Below are 20,856 nucleotides of genomic sequence, written 5' to 3' on the forward strand. Positions count from 1 at the left end.
CCATAAATACCGCCACGCTATTGAGTCCTGGCGCCACAACTGGGACTGCCTTACCAGCTATTTTGACTTTCCACTGGAAATCCGAAAAATTATTTATACTACCAATACCATCGAAAACCTGAACCGGGGTATCAGAAAATACACAAAAACAAAAGTCCAGTTCCCCGACGATCAGGCGGCCCTAAAGGCCGTTTACATGGCTATTACCAATATCGAAAAAAAATGGAGCATGCCTATTCAAAATTGAGGCTTCATACTCCATCAGTTCTACTATATAACTACAGTTGGTATCTGAGCTTTTAAGCGAGATAGCGTACGTTCGAGATAGGCAATTTTTGCTTTTTGTAATTTTTGTTTGTATTCTCCATTGTCAAATGGTTGAAAAGGTTGTTTATACCTGACCATTTTGTAATAAATAATTGCGAGCTTTCTTGCTGCAGCAACGATAGCATACTTATTACCTCCTTTGGTTTTCATTCTCCGGAAATAGTCACCCAACCAATGGTTGCTACGCTGCAGTGCATTGGCTGCATAACGAAATGCCTGTGCTGCTGCATTTGGCTTCTTTTTAAGCATATGACTACTGATAAGCTTTCCACCAGAAATCTTATTGTTCGGACAAAGGTTGAGCCAGGAGATAAAGTGCCTTTCGGTAGGCCATTTGCTTAAATTGGTTCCCGTTTCAGCAAATATTTCCAGCGCCGCAATTTCGCTGATACTGTAAATACTGGTTACATCCACCCCATGTATTATTTGTAAAGTCGACTGTGCATTAAAAGATAACTTATTTTTTGTTGTTCGTTTAGCCATCGGGGGCGCCTCAACAACACCATCATTTTGTACTGCCGCAATTTTTTGTAAACACAGTTCAATCTGTTTTTCACAAAGGTTGATTTGCTGTTGTATAAACTGATACATCCCGTATGATTGTTCTAATAAAAACAATTGCTCCTCTCGCCAGTTGGCTTGAAGAGATTTGAGTAAGGTTTGGTCATCTGCCTTAATACGCCTATCCACATATTGAAGAAATTTCTCTGCATTTCTCTGACCCGAGATAATAGCCTCGACAATTGCTTTTCCTGTTTTGCCAACAATATTGCTAATGACAGCATGGAGTTTAATATTCATCATTTCCATGGATTTTTGCATACGTTGCACACAACGAGTACTATCCTGCATCAGACTTCTGCGTTGACGAACCAATGTTCGGACAGTTTGAGTCAAATCATCAGGTAAAAAAGAGCTGCTCAGCAGACCGCAAGAATGCAGGCGTTGTATCCATTCGGCATCCTTCTCGTCCGTCTTCCTGCCTTTCACATTACGCGTGTGTCGTGCATTAACAAGGCAAACATCAAAGCCATATTGAGTTAGAACCGTGTAAATATTTTGCCAATACACACCTGTACATTCCATCGCCACAGTATCAATACTGCATTTTTTTAACCATCGGGCGATGGCTTGCAGATCTTCAGTGAAAGACCCAAATTCTTTAATGCAAAATAGGTCTCTATCTGCAGGTACCGCAACCACTATAAGCATATCGCCTATATCGATACCTGCAGCATTTGGGTGGACGACAGGAATGCTTAGTGTCTTGGAGGAGGCTAATTTTTTCATGTTTCGCGTTTATAAATTATAAAATAAGCGCTCTGAATGCAGCATTATTTGAATATTAATCTACTATACGAACTCTGACGTTCATTAAAAAACTCATGAATGCGGCAAGCCATACTTAACTTTGAAGTCGTCTTCATTGAACTGAAAGGCTTTTACTACAGAACGCTTTGGTACAAAGTTATAATTAACAAAACATAACACAGTTATCTGGGTACTTAACTATATTTGAAAACAGATGCCGGATCTAAATGCAGATAATAAATCCGTTTACACAAAATATTTTACAGTCTCTTTCCTAAAGAACTCAAGGGTTTTATAAATTATATTCTAGGGATAACGGGTAAACTCTATGATATACCAGGAATGTCCTAAACATATAAGCCCCCAAATAGCAGGCTTATCATTACATAAATTTCGTGCTAAGAGGGAGCCTGCACCAGACGTTTCTCCAGAAGCCGGAGTGAACAGCTTTATTTTCATTTTTAGCTATTAATAATTTCTTCGTCCAACCTACCAGCTAATATCCCTTTTTCAAGATGCTGAACAGTCAGTATTTTATTTCGTTTTTTATTTTTACCAGCAAGTATTCTATTAATTGCTGGCAATATTAGGTCTCCGTCACCATAAAAATAATCTGCCGCCATAAATTTTGTTAGGTCTACATTAAATGTTTTGCCGTAAGTAATCAAAAAATCTAATGCGTCACCACCCGTTACTCCTAAATCACCTTCTATTTGTGCATCTCTTATCACTTCTTCGTCTTCGACAGCAGCCTCTTTGATAATGAAGGCTTTCAGCTTATCAAGAATTTCTTCACTCATGGGATTTATTTTTTACCGGTGAACACCCATCGGAATGAGTTTCGTTTATTTCAGTAATATTTTTATTATGAACCAATATAGTGCTGTTAGCTATAAAATAATTATGGTCGCTACCCACTTCTATATTATATACCGGAACAGGTTTAGTTACCTTTTTAATACTGCTTATCTCAACCTTTATCTTACTGTAAGATGATTTTAAAATATAGCTAGCCTTCAAATCTTTAACCTTTGTAAAGCCATTCGCATTAACATAGAATAACCCGCTTTAATCTCCACTCTGTAATCCCATAAATCTTTTGCAAGTAATGCCCACCCCGCATATGGGACAAATCGCCCCAATACTCTTGTAAGGAGCTAAGACAATCCTTTTTCTATAATTTTACTCGGACAGAAGTGATTAAAATCATTAAAATGCAGCCTAAGAATACACAACCTACGATGATGATATGCTGAATACCGTTTGCGCCATATAAAAGCCATAAAATAAAAACAACCAATAATTTTGTTATGGAATTGAGTATAATTATTTTTAACCAACTAAAAATATTTCGAAAAAATAAATAGAATAGTAAATTTATCGAAATACAATATACAAAAAAATAGTTAGCAGCGGTTGTGCTATAAAAAAGAATAGAGCTAACCAATACTTCTTGAATAGTTTCTCCCTTTCCATATATTTCAATGCTTTCAGATGTTGGGAAAAAATATACCTGAAGGAAATATATAATAGATTCTATAAGCGTAGATGTCAAAAATATGATACTTGAAATAACTAAGTTTTTAATCCAATTATTCATTTGCATTATACTTAAAATAATCTTTATATTGTTCGCTTTTCAATCCTCCAAACCTATATACTTCCAACAGTGTAGATTATTGGGGATATTTTAACGGCCACACAAACGAAGAAAACAGAATACCCAAAATGTTTGTAAGTGAATATATTCATTTGCTTATTAATGGATATTGACGAATTAAAAAATAGAGTATGAACTACACGGAGAAGCGCAATAAAATTAGTAACAATTTGCTGAAATATCATTTTTTTGAGGAAAACCCCTCAACGAATTCTTTTACGGAAGAAACTGCATCATCATTTATTGACATAGGGGAATCTGCCCAAAAAATAGCAAATGATCTAATACCAAAACTATATGGTGAAACACTTTCGAAGGAGGAAGTAGAGGATGTTGTTGTGGATAGGTGAAGAGTTGCGTTATATTTTATACCATCTTAAAGAAAATGAAAATATACGATTATCTGTAATCACCTTTTTCAAAGTTTCTAAACTCTCTAACGCAGGTCTGTAGCCAGGGTATGTAGTGTCTTTTTTCTGCCCTCGCAGGTGTTCTGCGCGCCGCGGTTGTTGTGTCTTTTACTCAACAAACCAATTTGGGTTACACTACATCTTTACCCTACCAGTTTTTGCTTCATTTCCTGCTGGAACAAAAAGGCCCTGCTTTACAGTCTCGGTACAGAGGGTTTACCATCATCAGCGGAATATACACGGGGCCAGACCAACGGGGCGGTGATCAGAAAATACCAATACAGCTATGATGCGGTCAACCGCCTCCTGAAAGCTGATTATTCCCGGTACAGCGGATAAGCTTTTAGCGCTACCCATGATTTTAGCAGCCAGATGGGTGATGGCACCAGCCCCGGCAGCGCCTATGATCTCAATGGGATTATCCGCTCACTGACCCGTCAGGGGCTCTATAATGGCACCAAAACGACCATTGACCAGCTCGGTTATACCTATAATACCGGTAGTAACCGGTTATTAAAGGTAATAGACGCCCAAACTACTGATTACCAGCTGGGTGATTTTAATAATGGCAGCAGTGGCAGTAGTAATGACTATGACTATGATGCCAATGGCAACCTGGTCAAAGACGGGAACAAAGGCATTAGCGCGATAAGCTATAATATCTTAAATTTACCGGAGCAAATCACGGTAACAGGCAAAGGTATCATTGTCTACGGCTATGATGCGGCAGGTACCAAACTCAGCAAAACGGTTACCGAAGGTGCAAAAACCACCCGAACCCTGTACCTGGGTGGGATGATCTTTGAAAATGATACGTTAAGGCATATCGCTACTGCGGAAGGCAGGCTAAGACCTGTTACCCCAACGGCTACCACGTTCGTCTATGATTACTTCCTCAAAGACCATCTGGGGAATGTCAGGGCTATGATCGACCAAAATGGCACCGTAATGGAGGAAACGCATTATTATCCGTTCGGGTTAATACAAAAAGGAATATCTTACGAGAATACAAGTTATCTTGGGAACAAGTTCAAATTCAATCGGGGTAATGAATTACAGGCCGGAGAGTTTGCCGGCAATGTTGGTTTGGAGTTATATGATGCTTTAAACAGGCTGTATGATCCGCAACTTGGTAGATTCTGGCAGATAGATGAGTTGGCGGAGGCCAACTGGGAATGGACACCGTATAATTTTGCAATAAATAATCCGATTAGTTTTAATGACCCTCTGGGCTTAAAAGAAGGCCCCAATGATGTAAAAACGCTGGAAGAGGTGACGGTTGTTGCTGCACGAGGTTTATGGGGGAAAAGAAATCTATATTATCAGTTACTTCGCAATAATATTAATATAGATAGAATTGCAAATAACTCTTTGCGCGAGAGTATGCAAAATATCCGGAAGATCGTAAACTTTAGTCAAAAAGTTGCAGAACAAACAAGGAAGGATGATGAAGCGTTTATCGAAGGAGCTACTTTTGTAGGGTCTTTTTTTGTTCCAGTAGGATGGTTGACAAAGGCGAAATATGCAAAGTGGGCCTTACGTTTATTGAAGCTAAAGCGAGGTCTTACCGGATTTAAGGCATTAAAGTACGCGGCACAGTTTGGAATAAAATCATACAGAGAGCTTAAAAAGCTAAGCCCAGCTGGATCACAGGTTCATCATCTAATTGAAAAACGATTTGCCGATCTAATGGAGCAAAAAGCGGGTGAAATGGCCTCAATTGTTGTAACGGAAACAGAGCATCAGGTATTTACAAATGCTTGGAGAGCCAAGATTGGTTATGAAGGCTCCAAAGCAGCCACCACTACCTTAAATGCCACAAGGGAACAGGTAGAAAACGCTGCCAGAGTAATCTATAAGGAGTATCCTGAAATTTTAAAAGCGCTAGGATTGTAACATGAAAAATTTACATAGTATATTTTCAGATTGGGATAAAAAACAAGTTGCCCTACTTAAAAAACACGGAATTAATATTGAGTTAGGGTATTATTCTTTTTGGATTGAAGAGAATGAACTTTATTGGAAATTAAAACCTTATTTTGATAGATGGAGTGTTAAAGAAACTGTAGTTTCAAAATTTACTGAGGAAGAAGAAAACAATACGAAACGACTAGTAATTTTAAGTCCTTGGGCAAATGGCTACCCAATGCCGGACGATGATGCTGGATATAAAAAGACAACTTACAACGACTCTAACTATTGCGGTAGCTGCGGCGTTGGCTTAATACAAAAAGAACCATTTCGGTTAAGAAAAGCACCAAACTGGAGTGGCAAGAAAAGGATATTTTCTTTGAACTGGATATATGATGAACTGTTTGTGAGAAAAGACTTTTATGAAAGTTTGTTTAGGCCTCTCGACATACAAAGTGAGCCAGTATTGCTTTATAAGAAAGAAACCGTTATTGATGATACAGTGCAACTTATTATCCCGGAAGCAGGAGCACCCCTTGATATAGAGGGCTACCCTTATCAACTTTGCAAAAATTGTAATCGAAAACGATACGATTTAATTAATAAAGGCTTTTTTCCTCGATTTAAAGAAAATATAGGTGATATGCAAATTTTCAAAAGCAAAGAATGGTTTGGTACCGGAGCAAATGCTCGAAAGTATATTTTTGTGTCACAATCTCTAAGGAAGGAATTTTTAAAGTTAAAGGTTACTGCTAATTATATTCCTTGTGAAAGCTAATAGAGACCGGCACTGCCGGGCTTTTACTTTATATGGCATTAAACTTAGCAGCTTTAACAAGATTGTCGAGTGTGTAAAAAATATTTTTCCTGTCGGCTTCGGGTAGTTTTTCAATATCGTCCAGGCGGCGAGGTGTCTTTTATCCAGCACCTTCATATCGCTATCGGCCACCAGGTAATCCAGGGACGCAGCAAGGGCATCGGCCAGGAATGGGGGTGCCGGTACATAAATTAAATGCGCAGAAAAAATAATGAATTATTGCAAGGTTATTTGGACGAACTAAACCATCTTGACTGGAATGATGAGACTTCTGCAAGCCGTTCTGAAGGTTTACTGCAAAGGTATGTTAAATATAATTGTCTAAAATAATACCGGCGTAAATGTAATTCTTCCGTTTATCGAGAAGACGCGGATCAGAAAGCTCAGACGGGTTTTATCCAGAATACCACAATGAATGTTAATTCCAAAGTTCATCTTCCTGCTCCTGTGTAAGCTTCAATCTGAGCTGCGCTTGCAGTTCATTCTGTAAAAACCGCTGAACAGAGTCCCTGACTTTCGGATCCCCGCTCACCGGCGCTTCCTTGATTGCTTCTTTCAATGCGGTTAAAAACTCGTAACTGTCAGCCGGCGAGTAAAACTGACCGGCAACAAGTGTATGTAACTTCTCCATCAAATATCTACCGTCGTCATGCCGGTGGCCGTTTCCACCATCGCTGGGCTGATTAGCATCATTATCGGTGGATTCAATATCCTCACCATCGATTAGCTGCTGGGCAGCGAAGTTCCACCTGCCGACAAACATTTTTCTCAAAGTCTTTCGATAGAGCAGCGAAAGGACGATCAGGTAATATCCGCTCAGAATCAGTGATAATAGAATCAATAACTGTGGCCAACTAATTTGAGTACCCATGATTTTCGGTTTTTGATTGTTTGTGTTGTACGTTTAACTGAACAAATGAACAACACCATCAGACCCGTTTCAAGTCCAACATTTTTTTAACCCGGATTGAACTTCAAAAATCCCTGATTTCCAGTATAATATGTCCTACTGCTACCATCGTAGATTTAATATCCCTGGACCCGGCAATATAGCATTTGCTGTACATGCTGTCTGCAACTAACTGTTTTTTATAGATTCTAATCATGATGCCCCGGGCATTTGTTAAACAACCCCTATTTCTCACCTGCCGCTTTAGCAAAATCCATAAAGTTCACCACGTTTGGTTGTAAATATTTTCCGAAATTCACAAATAAAACTTAGCCATATCAGTAATGCAGGATAAAAAGGGAAAGAACAGCAAACGTAGTGCGGAGATCCGCAAACAGTATTTCGATTTTTTAGACCATCATATTGACGATGTTTTGCAAGGCAGAGTTTATAAATTTATGGAACTCAACCAGATAGCCCGTGAACTTGCTGTATCCCACAACCATCTTACTGATACCATTCAGAAAGAAACGGGTCATCATCCCTGCCATTTTTATGACGCCAAAATAATTGATAAAGCAAAGGAATTGCTGGCAAATACAGACTTCTCCATCGCCAAAATTGCATTGACGCTGACTTATGACCCTTCTAATTTCTCAAAGTTTTTTAAAAAATGGACCGGAGAAACACCAGGATTTTTTAGACGCAAAATATCCGATTGACCAGGGGTATATAGGAATTTCAGATACGGAGTAAAAAGACGACGAAATAATTCCCCGAAGAAAATCCGTAAAGTTCACCACAATACGCCGATTTGCATTGTTGAACTTTGTTGCAACAAAAAATAAAATTATGACACGAAACGATGCAAACAGCAAAGTAGTATTGATTGCCGGAGGCGGAAAAAATTTAGGTGGCTTGCTAAGCCGGAATTTTGCGAAAAAAGGAGCAAAACTGGTTATTCATTATAACAGCGGGAACTCTAAAGCAGATGCCGAGCAAACTTTGGCAGACGTACAGGCTGCGGGTGCTGAAGCTATCCTGGTGCAGGGTGACCTTACCAATGTTGCCAATGTTAAAAAACTTTTTGATGCGGGCGTAGCAAAGTTTGGCGGTATCGATATCGCTATTAACACCGTGGGTAAAGTATTGAAAAAGCCCTTCGTGGACACCACCGAAGCTGAGTACGACAGTATGAGCGATATCAATTCCAAAGTGGCATATTTCTTCATTCAGGAAGCAGGTAAAAAACTGAACGACAACGGTAAAATCTGCACGATTGTAACTTCATTACTTGCAGCGTATACCGGATTGTATTCCACCTACGAAGGGATGAAAGCCCCGGTAGAACACTTTACCAGGGCAGCATCTAAAGAATTTGGCGGTCGTGGCATCTCGGTAACGGCAGTCGCGCCGGGCCCTATGGATACGCCCTTCTTTTACGGTCAGGAAAGCGAAGATGCCGTAGCTTACCATAAATCAGCTTCCGCACTGGGCGGTCTTACAGATATCAAAGATATAGCCCCATTGGTAGAATTTTTAGTGACAGATGGTTGGTGGATCACAGGGCAAACCATTTTTGCGAATGGCGGTTACACAACTAGATAGTATATAATTTTCTTTGCAAAGGCAAACCGCTTCTGCGGTTTGCCTTTATGCTTAAAAAGTGGAATTTGATATTAAAACACTACTGCCTGAACTGATGGAGTTCTGTTTGAAGCCAAAAGGGCAATCAGGTACTTATTCCGACTTATAAGCCAAAGAATATCCGGGTAATGAAGATTAAGAAGTTTTCACCTTACCTATACTTTTTCACTGAAGACGAAAATACGGTTAGGCTGCTGTATTATTTTTATAACAAACGAAGCCCTACCTAAATACAAAGAATCTTAAGACCTATGAACCCGCACAAAGAACTGTGATGCGCTACAGCCGTTTAATAGCAGCCGACCGCATAATGTCAAACCGGAAAAATAGCTCACTCCTTTATGTGTAAATAGGAATCGGACCAAATGCCCGAACTGCATAAGCGGTTGCAGCAACGTTACCAGCTTCTCGGCCAAATAACATTGCAGGGGTTCGTCGACAGCCTGTCACGGTAGATTTTACGCACCATTGGATAATATTTTTTGCTTAGTTAGTTATCCTACCTATATTTACAGCGGCAATATTGCCATCCCACTATAAAACTTATCATTTATGCAAAAGTCCATCTTTTATCACGCTGGTTGTCCTGTTTGCCTAAGTGCCGAACATGACGTTATTGATCTTATTGGTGCCGACAATGTGGAAGTGGTCCACCTTGGAGAGGCCCGAAACAGAATTGAAGAGGCCGAAAAAGCGGGCCTAAAATCGGTACCTGCCTTGGTTACCCCTACCGGAAATGTACTGCACATCAATTTCGGAGCATCAATAGCTGATGTAAAAGGGTAAAAATTTTGCCCCATAAAGTTAGGTTAACTACCTTTGTGGGGCATTTAAAATAATAAACCAACCAATCCAATTTTATAAAAAAGAAATGGCGGTTTGGGACACTCTATAAGCGAAAAAGCCGGATCAGAAATGTCCTTTGTCCTAATAGCTCCCTCAGCGTTAAAGGAGAGTAGTCTAATATATAACCACGGAAATCAGTATTTGAATTTGAACATCAGCAGCAGCTGCCGATGAGTTCAACAGCATGTCAGTTCCGCCATACAGAATAGGTAAACCCGCCGTTGAAAGCAGCAATTGAAGAAAAAGGATCCTATATTTACGAAATGGAAAATCGACAGTACTCAAATCTAGTTTATGGGCGAATCAGATTTTGACCTAGAATATCAGAACCAGCGTATAGAGAGCAAGATTGTCGTTTCTTTGGAGCGGATTGCGCAGTCCTTTCGTGTATTGCTATGGCAGGAAAGTAAGAAGTTTGGCTTAACACCTATTCAGATACAGGTTTTAATTTTTTTGCTGCATCACAGCGACGAAAAGCGAAAAGTGAGCTATCTGGCAAATGAATTCAATATGACCAAAGCCACCATCAGTGAGACCATTAGGATACTAGAGCAGAAAAGACTAATTTCCAAAGAATACGAAGCACAAGACACAAGAAGCTATATCATTCACCTTACAGACAGCGGAAAAGAAATTGCAGGGCAAGTATCCCGTTTTGCTCAGCCAATCAGTACATCAATTAGCGGGCTCCACCCGGATGATAAAACTAACCTGCTGTTGAGTCTGTTGGACATTATACGGGATCTGAAAGAATCGGGTGTCATCACAATTCAACGGATGTGTATGACCTGCTCCCATTACCAACCCTTAGAAAACGGGACGCAACATTTTTGCAAACTACTCAATCAGGAGTTAACTGCTACAGATCTCAGGATAGATTGCCCGGAGCACGAAAGTAAATGGTGATTGGATTTATCTGCGGTATATGGAATGAAATTGGCATTTTGCTTTCCGGTAAAAAGGAATACTTGAACTCAAAGAAGCATACGGCAGTTTAGAAACCAATCCTATTTTATAAAGCAGTATACCAATGTCCGGGCACTGAAGATTAAAAACTTTCCGCAATCCCTGTACTATTTTATCAATGAAGATGGAAAAATGGTTAGGAAACTTTCTTGTTTTTATAATATACGAAATCCTACCAAAAGAAAGCGCATTTAAAGATCCACGAACGCGTTCAAAGATGCTGCGCTGCGTTACAGTTTGTTTTCTACCTGAAGACTGCCTAATCCCAATCCGAAAAATGGCTCACTCGATGGTTTGAGCATATAAATCAAACCAAAATAGCCGAACCACAGCAACTGTTGCAGCAGCGCACCGAGAATATCAGTCAGATAATATTGAGTGGTTCGCCGACTGCTTACTATGGCTCGACCTCTGCGTTCTCTGTATTTTCAACAGTGCAGGCCAGGTGATCCTCTGAACTGACTGCTGTATGATACATTTTTGATTGAATATCACCCAGCGAGATCAGCATTTGCCCATATTCTTTGGGGGATCATTCGATCCATCCACTGAAACTACCAGGCTCCTCCCCTTCTCCGTTAATCCCAGTAGGTCCTAAATCAAATCCAATTTGCTTAGATACGGGGTCTGATCCTGTATTGTTTTCAACCCATCACTATTATTGACCATGACTTGTCTTACGATAGGTGAAGAAACAATATTTACATACCTGAGCCTTTTTACCAATAGTTCATTCCAAAGCTGAACTTTCCGTTCTGGTGCAAGCTTCAACCTGAGCTGCGGGTGCAGTCCATGCTGCAAAAACCGCTGAACAGGATCCCTGAGTTCGGATGCCTGTTCACCGGCGCCCACCCTGCTGTTTTTTGAATGCAGCTAAAAATCCGAATCTGCCAGCCGACGGGTAAAACTGATCGGAAAAAGGGCATGTAAGTTCTTTATTGAATCTCTACCCTTGCCATGCCGGTGGCTGCTTCCAACAGCCCAGGGCTGATTACCGTCCTAATTAATGCATGCAGGAGCCGCACCGCTGATTATCTGCGGAGCACCGAAGTTCCAGCTGCCGGCTATCATTTTTATCAAAGTATCAGAACAAATGAACAACACCAGCCGGTCCATCTCAAGTCAAACTTTTTTTTGCAGCACGGATTAAATTTCAATAATCCCTTATCTTCAGTATGATTTGTTCCAGGGTTTCAATCGTATTCTTAATATCCCTGGGCTCGGCATTGTAGCATTTGCTGCGCATGCTGTCGGCAGATAAATGCTTTCTAAAGTTCGTGGAAATAAAAGGAGCTATCGATCTGAATACAGCCGAAAGGGATTTTGATTCGATAATTCTTTCTGCTTCCGCAGCACGGAAAATGAGTGCCAGCTGATCTATGGATAGATTGCATTTCAAACGAGGCTGCATTTCCGTACCAGCAGATGAAGCCATTGCCGGGTTTGTACTGTTTGATTGCGCTGTTAGCTTCAAACGGGCAAGTTCTTCTTGCACCCACCTCGAAAGTAATGCCTCCAGAGACTCGTGCTGCTCATCCAAACTGCAGTTTTTGACACAGCAGGTCTGACGCAGAAGGCTTTGAAGCAAAGTCAGTTTGGCGATTTTATCAGCCGGATGCTGCAGCTTTTCAGTTTGCTTTTGAATCTTATTCAATAAGTACTCAGCAAAAAGCGGATGGTTGAAATTGAATCGGATCAGCTGTATGTCAACGGTGTGCAACCCGTCATCCACTGATTCGAAACTTTCGATTTCCGCCAGGCTGTTCAAAAGCCGCTTCAGATATTCTACCCCCCTATAACTGGCGTTAAACTCCGAATTCCAGCAGCGGAAATAGGATTGACAGATATCCTTTACAATCTGTAGGGTTTCAACGCATTGGGGATACTGACCGGAGACTTTCCCGGCGGAAGTAATCCATGTTTTTATTTGTACAATTGCAGCATTCAGGTATAAAAAAGACGGTTGGTTCCCTGAACGACGTATTTCGGGGAAATCGGTTTCCATCCAGATGACCATGCTCTGGAGGTAGGCAAAGATCTCCTCAAAAAAAAGCGCCTGACAGGTGTTACTATTGGAAAAGTAAGATTGGTTCGGATAAATCTGATGTAACAATACAACATAATAGCGATGAAACTCCAGAATACGCCTTCTGCAGCGTTTCCCCCTTCCCGGTTTAAAAATATGCTGATAAGTTACAGACCTTAAAGAAACCAGGGCTTCTGAGAGTACGTCATGAAGCCGTTCCGCTTGGGAGCCATCCGGCAGGGTATCCTCGTTAGCTTCAGGTTTCAACAGCGCGCTGATAAAGAGTTCCAGCCAGGGCAATAACTGGTCACCGGCAGGCTTTTTTCTTAACAGTCTGTTTACTGTCAACAGGCGGTTCTCATCAAGGACAAAAAACATCGTTTACGGTTTCCGGAAAAATACCATATTCCGCGAGAGCGGACAATAAGCATTTATGCCTATTTTCATACGTAATTATACGGAATTTGCCCTTAAATGGCCAGCTAACCACGCAATTTGTTTAATAAAGCGACTTTATTGTTGACACCTACTTTAGTGAAAATGTTTTGCATATGCTTGCCGACGGTCCGCTCAGAAATGAATAGTTCTTTGGCAACCTGCTCATAAGTATACCCTTTTGCAATTAGCACAACAATTTCTCTTTCCCGGTTGGTAAGTTTAAATTCTTCTGCTTTCAAACGAAGTTTTTCCTCTTCAGAAACTTGTCGTATTTCTTGAATCTCAATGTTATTTTTTCGTAACAGGGCATTTTTTAAGAGTTTAATTTCACGTATGGAGTTGTACAACGAACTATTTTTCAATCTTAGTTCTAAAATATTATCCTTAAAATGAAAAGAAATTAGCAATAGAAATCCAACATTAGTAACGGCTACTTTAATGGGATGTGAAACATTTAAATACGCCATCAATGGCAAAGAAACCCACGGAATTAAACACCCAAAAAGCAACATTAGCTCCAAAGTTCGGGAAGGGCAACGATGAGAACCGACTCTGCGCATTATTCCTTGAATAAGAGAAATTATCACCCAGAACGCATAAATTGTCGGAATTACCAATAACCTTTTAGGTACCTCCAGACTACCAGTGAAATAAAACACCACCGAGAAAATAACCAGTGGGCAAACCAAAAAGAAGAAAACGCCTTTCTTCACATGAAACTGCATACTTTCAATGCCAAACCTGCGATAAACATAGTAGGGGAAATAACAAGGAGTAAGGAATCCGACTGCATAAGAAAATGTCATCTGAATAAAATAAGAGCCTGGTAATCGCTCATCTGGTAATAATCCACCGGTTGTATTAAATATTATTAACAGTGTAAGCAATATTATATCTAAACTAATATTTTCGTTTCTCCTCCATATAAATCTAATTGTACAGAAATTTAATAACACTATAATGTCCATAGCAATAAAACCTAAAGCTGTAATGCTTATATTACCAATGGAAAGTAACATCGAATTAAATATTATAAATGAAAAACATCATTCATGAATTATAGATTAGGACATCGGTGATTAGCGAAGTATTGTAGAACATTCACACCCAAAACGCAACGCATTTTTAGAGATTGGGATCCAGTTACACTCATCGATCACACAGGCTCTTTACGGCAAGAAATTGATCTACCATTAATGATTCGCCTGTTTATACCAAATCGTTGGAAACTGGTATGCTCATCTACAGGATAAAGCTTCTTCTGTGTGATGGTATTAAGTATGACGGCATTTCGGTAGGCGCCCAGCCCCAGATCCGGCGTATTAAAACCATGTGTATGCATTTCGGCATTCTGCACGAAGACCCGGTTATTATTACTAATGGAATAATTCCGGTTTACACAATATCTGCCATTAGCGTCTAATTTCACCATTCCCGCTAGCGATTTTATAAAATCCGGGGCGCTGTACCGGTAACCTGTAGCCAAAATGACAAAATCCGCAGTCACATCAAATTTCTCTTGTAATGCATTATGCAAAAAGCAAAGGGAGTAATTACCCAAATGATTTGTCGGACTTATACTTATTAACTCTGAATGAGGCTGAATAGTAATATGGGACTCAATCTGATCAATATGCAATTGATACAATTGATTATAAATAGCGTTGATCAACTCCGCATTAATCCCCTTATACAATGAAAACTGCCTTTTTAACAGCCTGGACCTGGTCGCCGCATCCAACTTATAAAAAAAATTAATATACTCAGGTGAAGTCATCTCGTAGTTTAGTTTTGTTTGCTCCATTGCGTAAAAACGGTCGGACCTGGTAAACCAATTGATTTCCGTCGAGGACAGGTCTACACTGTTTAGAAGATCATAGAAAATTTCGGCCGCACTCTGGCCGGAGCCCACAATAGTAATCTGGTCAGATTTTGAAATACAGCTTTTATTGTACATATATGCTGATGAATGTATCACCCTGGCCCCTACTTGTTTTGCAACGCCGTCAGGCACAAAGGGTTGCGCCCCAACACCGATCACAATATTCCGGGCCAGAAGCGTGTCAACAGACCCGGAGTTAAATTCCTGGATAACAAGCTTAAAATGGTCTTCCTGGCTTTGGTAAAAGATATCTTTTACACAATAGCCGAAAAGCAGGTTATCCAGCTGGCTACAGACCCAACTACAATACCGGTTGTACTCATTTCGGGCAATATAACTTTCCTCATAAATTCCAAATTGCAGCAACCGGTTCTGTTTTCTAAGAAAATTCAGGTAAGAGTAATTACTGGATGGATCTGCCAGGGTTACCAGATCGGCCAAAAAGGGAACCTGCAGGGTAGCGCCGTTAATCATCATTCCTCCATGCCAGTCAAACTTCTGTTTTTGATCGATAAAGATGGTGCTTAAATTGGTAATTGGTTTACTGAGCGCTGCCAGCCCGAGGTTGAAGGGCCCGATACCAATACCGGCAATATCATAAATCTTCTTTGTTCTCATGTTTGAAAAATTAGTGCAGTAAAGCGCTGGGGTTGAGATCCATTCATTATTTTTAAAGTTGAACCGTTAGATGCATACAGCTATTTCCGGTCAATCCGGTACTGAGATATCCCTTTTCGATGGTTTCACCTTTGGAGCAATCGATACTTTACATTGAAAAGCCGGGTGGGCAAATACATTGCGACACTAAAACTCAATACGGTATTTACCACAATCGCCACTATCGTCATACCTATTCCCAAAACATTAAAGCCGAATACCCGGATAAGCCAGATGATGATGATCCATTGGACAAGATAGATCGGCGTAATTTTATCGCTCAGCTGCATAATAAAATTGAAAAATCTATTCCAACGGATTATTTCTGCAAACACCAGAAACAATAATATCCATAATAATGCAACGCCTATATGAAATATTGTTCCCCCGGGCCCCAGGCGATAGAAATTACGCCCCCAATCAGCCGGTTCCATCCGCATCAAAGGCAAACTGAGCAAAATCAATGAAAGAGCAACCGGCCCCCAAAACAAATACTTAATCTTGTAATGATACTGTTTTATCACCTGGGCAAAGATCAATCCGAAAACGGGATAGCAAATCCAAGGGAAATAGGGGAAAAAAGCTACAGGAGGAAGTCCTACAAACAGGCCTGAAAAATAGTGAAAGATAGAAGTGGGTACTTCAAAAGTCCATAAATAGGGAGAAAGCATCAAAAGCAATATTAACAGCGTTATTTTCAACATCAGAGGCTTAAAAAATCGCAGGATCAGGTGCGTGGTAACATATCCCAATGCAGCGAATTGTAAAATATCTCCGACAGCTAATAGTGAAAAGCTGGCCTTGTGATCACCGGCAATATGATTATGTATTAAAAAGGATTCCGGTAAGCCGCCCCACCAATAAGGTAGTACCAGCCGTAGAAAATTAAGTATATACCCGGCCAAAAAAAGCAGCAAAAATCGCCTAAAGACACGAGTGAAAGATTTTGGTCTCCCAATACCTATGAACAGTCCCATTTGCATCATAAATAACTGCGCACCCGGCTGCTCCGCAAAGAATCCTAAAAGAGATCCCAACCATCCGGCTTTGACGGAATCGCTACTATAAATCAATACCGTGTGAACTGCTGGCATGATCAGGACGATAAAACCCCTTGCAAGAGCAAGGCCCTGGTTTTCATTAGCGTTAAACATGATAATGGTTTTAAAACTTAGAACTTAATTGGCTCAGGTTTAAAAAGTCATCTCTTTCCAAAATATAAAGGTTTGCCGTTTTATAGGACATAGTAACGGGCTTTATAAACTTGAACCCTACCCTTTTAACCAAATCATTGGCCTTCTTATTGCGTGCATCAGGCTCACCGATGACACGAGATGGACCTAATGAAAATATAAAGGACAAGCCTGTTTTCATCACATTCGTTGTTAGGCCTCCAATTGGGGCATCCGCAGGACCCATTAGTAAATGAACGCCGGTATCTTCTGCGTCGACATCATACATAGTACCAATTTCATCAGTATAAGGAAAGTAGATATCCATCAATGCTACCGGCACTTTTCTACCCTGGATAAAAAATACGATGGAATACCCCTCTCCTGTTTCGAGTAGCGATTCATAGTGTTGGCGGACTTTTTCGAAAGAACCTCCCATTTGCCAAAAAGCCTGGGTGTAGTCCATATTCACCCATTTATGAATAAACTTGATATCTCTTGTGAGCGATAAAGGCCTGACCTCCAAACTGTATTCATCGAAACTTTTTCGGTAAAGAATAATTTTCCTTTTTAATTGATCAAAGGGCTGTAGATGGGTCATTACAGGATTTTTATTAAATTTGGCACAGCGATCATTGCTTATTAAGTGCAAGCTATTAATACATTGCCCCAAACCTATTGACCGAAAAGCTGGTTTTATTGACCAAAAAGTAGAAATAAGCCGCTCTTAAGGACCATGAGTGTTTCCTTTAAAATAAAAAACTCCATAAATGAGGAGGTAGAAATAATTAAAACTCCGGTACAACCTGAATCCAATGCCAGGTTTGTAGAGAAATTTGCCAGTGTCGGCCAATATGGTGAAATGAGATTTACCAAAATCAGCTCCCGTCTCTTAGAGTTTTGGCCCAGTTTTTATAAAACAAACTATGAAACCGTCTTCATGGCCGAGGTTCCTCATTCTATTCTTGAAGCGCATATTACACTCCAAAACCGTATGGTTCAATCATTAGGACGCTCGCAAAATACCATTTTTGAAAAAGGAGAATTCAATATGACTTACGCTCCTTATATGGAGAACCGGACACTATTTCCTAAAGGAGGCGAATATGCTACTTTCGATATCCATCCCTCGGAGCCGATATTATTGAGTCTGGCGGAAGACTTTAATGTCCTGGATCAATTCCTGGAAAAAAGAGAAACGAGTACAGAAGCCATTCATTTATACGGACAAAAATGCTTTATAGGCCCCGAAATGCAAATTCTGGTTAGTAGAATCCTCAAAAATACGCAGCTTCCTAATTGCCCAAAAATGCTTATTGACGCATTGGGATCGGAACTCCTGGTATTATTCCTGCTCAGGTCTCAAATCACTAATCTGACGCCATTAAGAAAGCATCATAGAAACATAGAAGCCCTGTTAGAAGTGCGGGATATTATAGCTTATGAAGCCGAAAATTACGATAGCGAAGATCAATTTTCCACTGAACTCCAACTGGCTAAAAAAGTCTATATATCTCTGGCGCAATTAAAATTCGGATTCCCAAAGAAATTCGGGACTACTCCTTACCAAATGCGCCTCGAACTAAGATTAAAAAAAGCACAAAGACTACTGCGAAATACTTCAAAATCAATACTCGATGTTGCTTTAACTACCGGCTTTCAGACAAGCGAAGGATTTATACGCGCCTATAAAAAACATTTTGAAATAACACCAAATACTGATCGTGGGTAATCAGCCTTAATCTTAACCGCAGGTAATCCTCCTGAGCCCTATTTCTACTTTTTGGTCAATTGATTCTGGACTATACACCAGTATCTTTATAGCAGGATCGAACAGCAGTGTCAACTGAACCAATTAATCATCTCAATAAATTCAAAATGCTGTTATTTCAGATAAAATAAAATAAGCATCCGCTTAAAAATACAGGAGAAGCCGAATACCTGCAGAAAATAGTAGGCAAGAACCTCTAACATGCAGCCAACATAAAAAGTAAATGGGGACTGCTTCACTATTATTTATTGCGCAATAATATTAGATCAAACCAATTTTCATTTTTTAAAATATTATTATCATGAGTACATCTAAAAGTCTTCGGACTATAAAATTCGTATTGCCTTTACTGGCATTAATCTCTGTAACTATACTGGCATTTAGTTCGCACAAAACAGAATCTGCCAAATTTGCCACTTCGACATTTCAATTTACTGGTACAGCGGGCCAGGAGTCCGATCCCTCAAAATGGGTGCATGTCGTAACCCTGCCTTTATGTCCGTTAGGAACAGACAGAAGCTGCGCCGTAAAGGTCAATGATGAATTTACCTATCTTGACGAAAACAATGAACTTCAAATTGATCCCCAGGCACTGGACGACGCTTTCAATTCTCCAGACATGCCCGTAATAGCCGGAACAGGAACTTACAATGTCCCGGATCCCGATCCGACCTATTCCGCTTTTTATGATGATATCATAAACCGGGATCTTTAAATTAGAATAAGTCCCACGCAATTGGGTGTGGGACTTATTGTATTAATCAATTCTGTGGCATACCCGTTAAGTCGATAATATCCTTTGGCAACGGCAATGCATACCTTGGATCATTGGCCGGAAGCTCGTAATACTGATTGTTAACAAATCTTTTCAGTACAATTGATGGAGTCAATTTATTTAGCCGCTTAATATCAGGCCATCGAAGTGCTCTAAAAATCAGTTCCTTTCTCCTTTCAGCTAAAATCAACGAAATTATTTCACTGGTATCTGGATTAACCAGTGGTGGAGAAGGCGTTGAATATCTAAATTGCTGCATTGCATAAATCAACGTCAATGCATCGTCCCCCATGCCAATCCGGGCCATACTTTCCGCCAACATTAAATATACTTCTGCCGTCGTGATTCCGGTAAACGGGCTATATATGTTATCAGTGTACATCCCCTTGTAGTGTAGGTAACCATCCAGATCAGCGTAGAAAAACCCTTTCTTCCTCAAATCATCTTCAGCATACATTTTATATAAATTACTGTCTATAATGGCGATATCAGGACGGGAAAAATAAACGGCGGCCGTATTATTAGCACTATAGAACAATATCTCCTTATTAAACTGTGGAAAAGGAAGACTCGCGTTATAATCCGGAATGTCCAGATTAAAATCCAACAAATCATGGTATATATCATATGATAGTTTACTGTACTTATAGACGCTATCATACTCGTTCATGAAAAGAAAGGTTCTTGCCAGTAAGGCATAAGTGGCCGCTTTGCTCGGGCGAAAACTGTGGTCCGTCAGGTTGGGCAACATTCGTGAAGCCATTTTAAGATCAGATAAAATTTGGTTATATACCTCCGCGACAGAATTTCTTACGGACCTGACGTTAAAATCTGAACTAAGTCTTGCCGGGATCCCCGGATCCTGCTCGGCAGTTGCTGGGTCGTACGCCTTGGCGAAAGTCGTAACTAACTGTAAAAATGAATAGGAACGATAAAAAAGCGCGCTGGCTTTGAGTCTGTCCCATTGTTCGGGATCTTGGTCTCTATTAATATTGCCTAATACCTCCAGACACAGGTTACTTATATAAACCGGTTTATAACACACCGCCCAATCGTTAGTAAAGTAGTAATCACCTAAATGCCATATATAGGCTTCTCTATCCTTTGTCTGTACTGTAGACTTATTATAAGAGTCATCACTCACATAATAATCGTCTGCAGAAGCCTCAGGCAGGGAAATACCCTGATGGTTCATAATTCCTGCATTATCCAGTAAGGCCTGAACATCCTGTAAGGTTGAAGGAATAGCCTGCTTCGCATCTGCTTTAAAATCAAGAAATTTCTTACAAGAGCTTAGAAAAATGCTTACGCCAAGCACTATAATTATATAAATTCGCATGATTACTGGTTT

20 protein-coding genes are annotated in these 20,856 nt (G+C 40.1%); 10 read left to right on the forward strand and 10 right to left on the reverse strand.

The window, feature by feature from the left end:
• Positions 1–247, forward strand: a 247-nt coding sequence (locus tag ACYVI9_RS16605; protein ID WP_460766791.1) for a transposase, incomplete at its 5' end; no start/stop codon positions are given.
• Positions 248–270: 23 nt separating this feature from the next.
• Here ACYVI9_RS16605 and ACYVI9_RS16610 read toward each other — a convergent pair.
• The 3 genes from ACYVI9_RS16610 to ACYVI9_RS16620 form a co-directional block, all read right to left on the reverse strand.
• On the reverse strand, positions 271–1,617 hold the full coding sequence (locus ACYVI9_RS16610) for an IS110 family RNA-guided transposase (protein WP_460766794.1): 1,347 nt from the start codon (positions 1,615–1,617) through the stop codon (positions 271–273).
• A gap of 482 nt (positions 1,618–2,099) precedes the next feature.
• Entirely contained in the window at positions 2,100–2,438 is a 339-nt protein-coding gene (locus ACYVI9_RS16615; RefSeq protein ID WP_460766797.1) for a DUF1493 family protein, read from the reverse strand.
• The gene (locus ACYVI9_RS16620; RefSeq protein WP_460766799.1) at positions 2,431–2,658 is read right to left on the reverse strand and encodes a hypothetical protein; all 228 of its coding nucleotides are present in this window, start codon (positions 2,656–2,658) and stop codon (positions 2,431–2,433) included. The genes ACYVI9_RS16615 and ACYVI9_RS16620 overlap by 8 nt, the downstream gene beginning before the upstream one ends.
• Positions 2,659–3,429: 771 nt before the next feature.
• Here ACYVI9_RS16620 and ACYVI9_RS16625 point away from each other — a divergent pair.
• The 3 genes from ACYVI9_RS16625 to ACYVI9_RS16635 all read left to right on the forward strand — a co-directional run bounded on the left by ACYVI9_RS16625 (position 3,430) and on the right by ACYVI9_RS16635 (position 6,397).
• Positions 3,430–3,648 (forward strand): hypothetical protein, encoded by a 219-nt coding sequence (locus tag ACYVI9_RS16625; protein WP_460766801.1) that lies wholly within the window; start codon positions 3,430–3,432, stop codon positions 3,646–3,648.
• A 432-nt stretch (positions 3,649–4,080) separates the two neighbouring features.
• Complete coding sequence (locus ACYVI9_RS16630; protein ID WP_460766804.1) at positions 4,081–5,604, forward strand: RHS repeat domain-containing protein; 1,524 nt, start codon at positions 4,081–4,083, stop codon at positions 5,602–5,604.
• A gap of 1 nt (position 5,605) precedes the next feature.
• A complete protein-coding gene (locus tag ACYVI9_RS16635) occupies positions 5,606–6,397 on the forward strand; it encodes a hypothetical protein (RefSeq protein WP_460766806.1) in 792 nt (263 codons plus the stop codon).
• Between the two features lie 457 nt (positions 6,398–6,854).
• On the opposite strand, the gene ACYVI9_RS16640 is transcribed toward ACYVI9_RS16635, so the two are convergent.
• Entirely contained in the window at positions 6,855–7,307 is a 453-nt protein-coding gene (locus ACYVI9_RS16640; RefSeq protein WP_460766809.1) for a hypothetical protein, read from the reverse strand.
• A 362-nt stretch (positions 7,308–7,669) separates the two neighbouring features.
• Between ACYVI9_RS16640 and ACYVI9_RS16645 the strand changes: the two genes are divergently transcribed.
• The 4 genes from ACYVI9_RS16645 to ACYVI9_RS16660 all read left to right on the forward strand — a co-directional run bounded on the left by ACYVI9_RS16645 (position 7,670) and on the right by ACYVI9_RS16660 (position 10,724).
• Positions 7,670–8,047 carry a helix-turn-helix domain-containing protein gene (locus ACYVI9_RS16645; protein ID WP_460766812.1) on the forward strand — a complete coding sequence of 126 codons (378 nt, stop codon included), beginning with the start codon at positions 7,670–7,672 and terminating at the stop codon, positions 8,045–8,047.
• 100 nt (positions 8,048–8,147) lie between these two features.
• The gene (locus ACYVI9_RS16650; RefSeq protein WP_460766815.1) at positions 8,148–8,933 is read left to right on the forward strand and encodes an SDR family oxidoreductase; all 786 of its coding nucleotides are present in this window, start codon (positions 8,148–8,150) and stop codon (positions 8,931–8,933) included.
• A gap of 591 nt (positions 8,934–9,524) precedes the next feature.
• Positions 9,525–9,758: a thioredoxin family protein gene (locus ACYVI9_RS16655; protein ID WP_460766817.1), complete on the forward strand. Its 234-nt coding sequence runs from the start codon at positions 9,525–9,527 to the stop codon at positions 9,756–9,758.
• 354 nt (positions 9,759–10,112) lie between these two features.
• Complete coding sequence (locus ACYVI9_RS16660) at positions 10,113–10,724, forward strand: MarR family winged helix-turn-helix transcriptional regulator (protein ID WP_460766820.1); 612 nt, start codon at positions 10,113–10,115, stop codon at positions 10,722–10,724.
• 1,213 nt (positions 10,725–11,937) lie between these two features.
• Here ACYVI9_RS16660 and ACYVI9_RS16665 read toward each other — a convergent pair.
• From ACYVI9_RS16665 to ACYVI9_RS16685, 5 genes are all read right to left on the reverse strand, one after another.
• The gene (locus tag ACYVI9_RS16665) at positions 11,938–13,188 is read right to left on the reverse strand and encodes a hypothetical protein (protein WP_460766823.1); all 1,251 of its coding nucleotides are present in this window, start codon (positions 13,186–13,188) and stop codon (positions 11,938–11,940) included.
• Between the two features lie 104 nt (positions 13,189–13,292).
• On the reverse strand, positions 13,293–14,267 hold the full coding sequence (locus ACYVI9_RS16670) for a LuxR C-terminal-related transcriptional regulator (protein WP_460766826.1): 975 nt from the start codon (positions 14,265–14,267) through the stop codon (positions 13,293–13,295).
• Between the two features lie 137 nt (positions 14,268–14,404).
• Entirely contained in the window at positions 14,405–15,748 is a 1,344-nt protein-coding gene (locus ACYVI9_RS16675) for a lysine N(6)-hydroxylase/L-ornithine N(5)-oxygenase family protein (protein WP_460766828.1), read from the reverse strand.
• Positions 15,749–15,873: 125 nt separating this feature from the next.
• On the reverse strand, positions 15,874–16,941 hold the full coding sequence (locus ACYVI9_RS16680; RefSeq protein WP_460766830.1) for a hypothetical protein: 1,068 nt from the start codon (positions 16,939–16,941) through the stop codon (positions 15,874–15,876).
• A 10-nt stretch (positions 16,942–16,951) separates the two neighbouring features.
• Positions 16,952–17,560 carry a GNAT family N-acetyltransferase gene (locus ACYVI9_RS16685; RefSeq protein ID WP_460766833.1) on the reverse strand — a complete coding sequence of 203 codons (609 nt, stop codon included), beginning with the start codon at positions 17,558–17,560 and terminating at the stop codon, positions 16,952–16,954.
• Between the two features lie 135 nt (positions 17,561–17,695).
• Here ACYVI9_RS16685 and ACYVI9_RS16690 point away from each other — a divergent pair, with 135 nt between their 5' ends.
• Both ACYVI9_RS16690 and ACYVI9_RS16695 read left to right on the forward strand, forming a co-directional pair.
• Entirely contained in the window at positions 17,696–18,691 is a 996-nt protein-coding gene (locus ACYVI9_RS16690) for a helix-turn-helix transcriptional regulator (protein WP_460766836.1), read from the forward strand.
• A 340-nt stretch (positions 18,692–19,031) separates the two neighbouring features.
• The gene (locus ACYVI9_RS16695; protein ID WP_460766839.1) at positions 19,032–19,445 is read left to right on the forward strand and encodes a hypothetical protein; all 414 of its coding nucleotides are present in this window, start codon (positions 19,032–19,034) and stop codon (positions 19,443–19,445) included.
• A gap of 46 nt (positions 19,446–19,491) precedes the next feature.
• Here the strand turns inward: ACYVI9_RS16695 and ACYVI9_RS16700 are convergent, their stop codons facing one another.
• Complete coding sequence (locus ACYVI9_RS16700) at positions 19,492–20,844, reverse strand: RagB/SusD family nutrient uptake outer membrane protein (protein WP_460766842.1); 1,353 nt, start codon at positions 20,842–20,844, stop codon at positions 19,492–19,494.
• Between the last annotated feature and the right edge of the window lie 12 nt (positions 20,845–20,856).

Source organism: Niabella terrae, assembly GCF_054783135.1.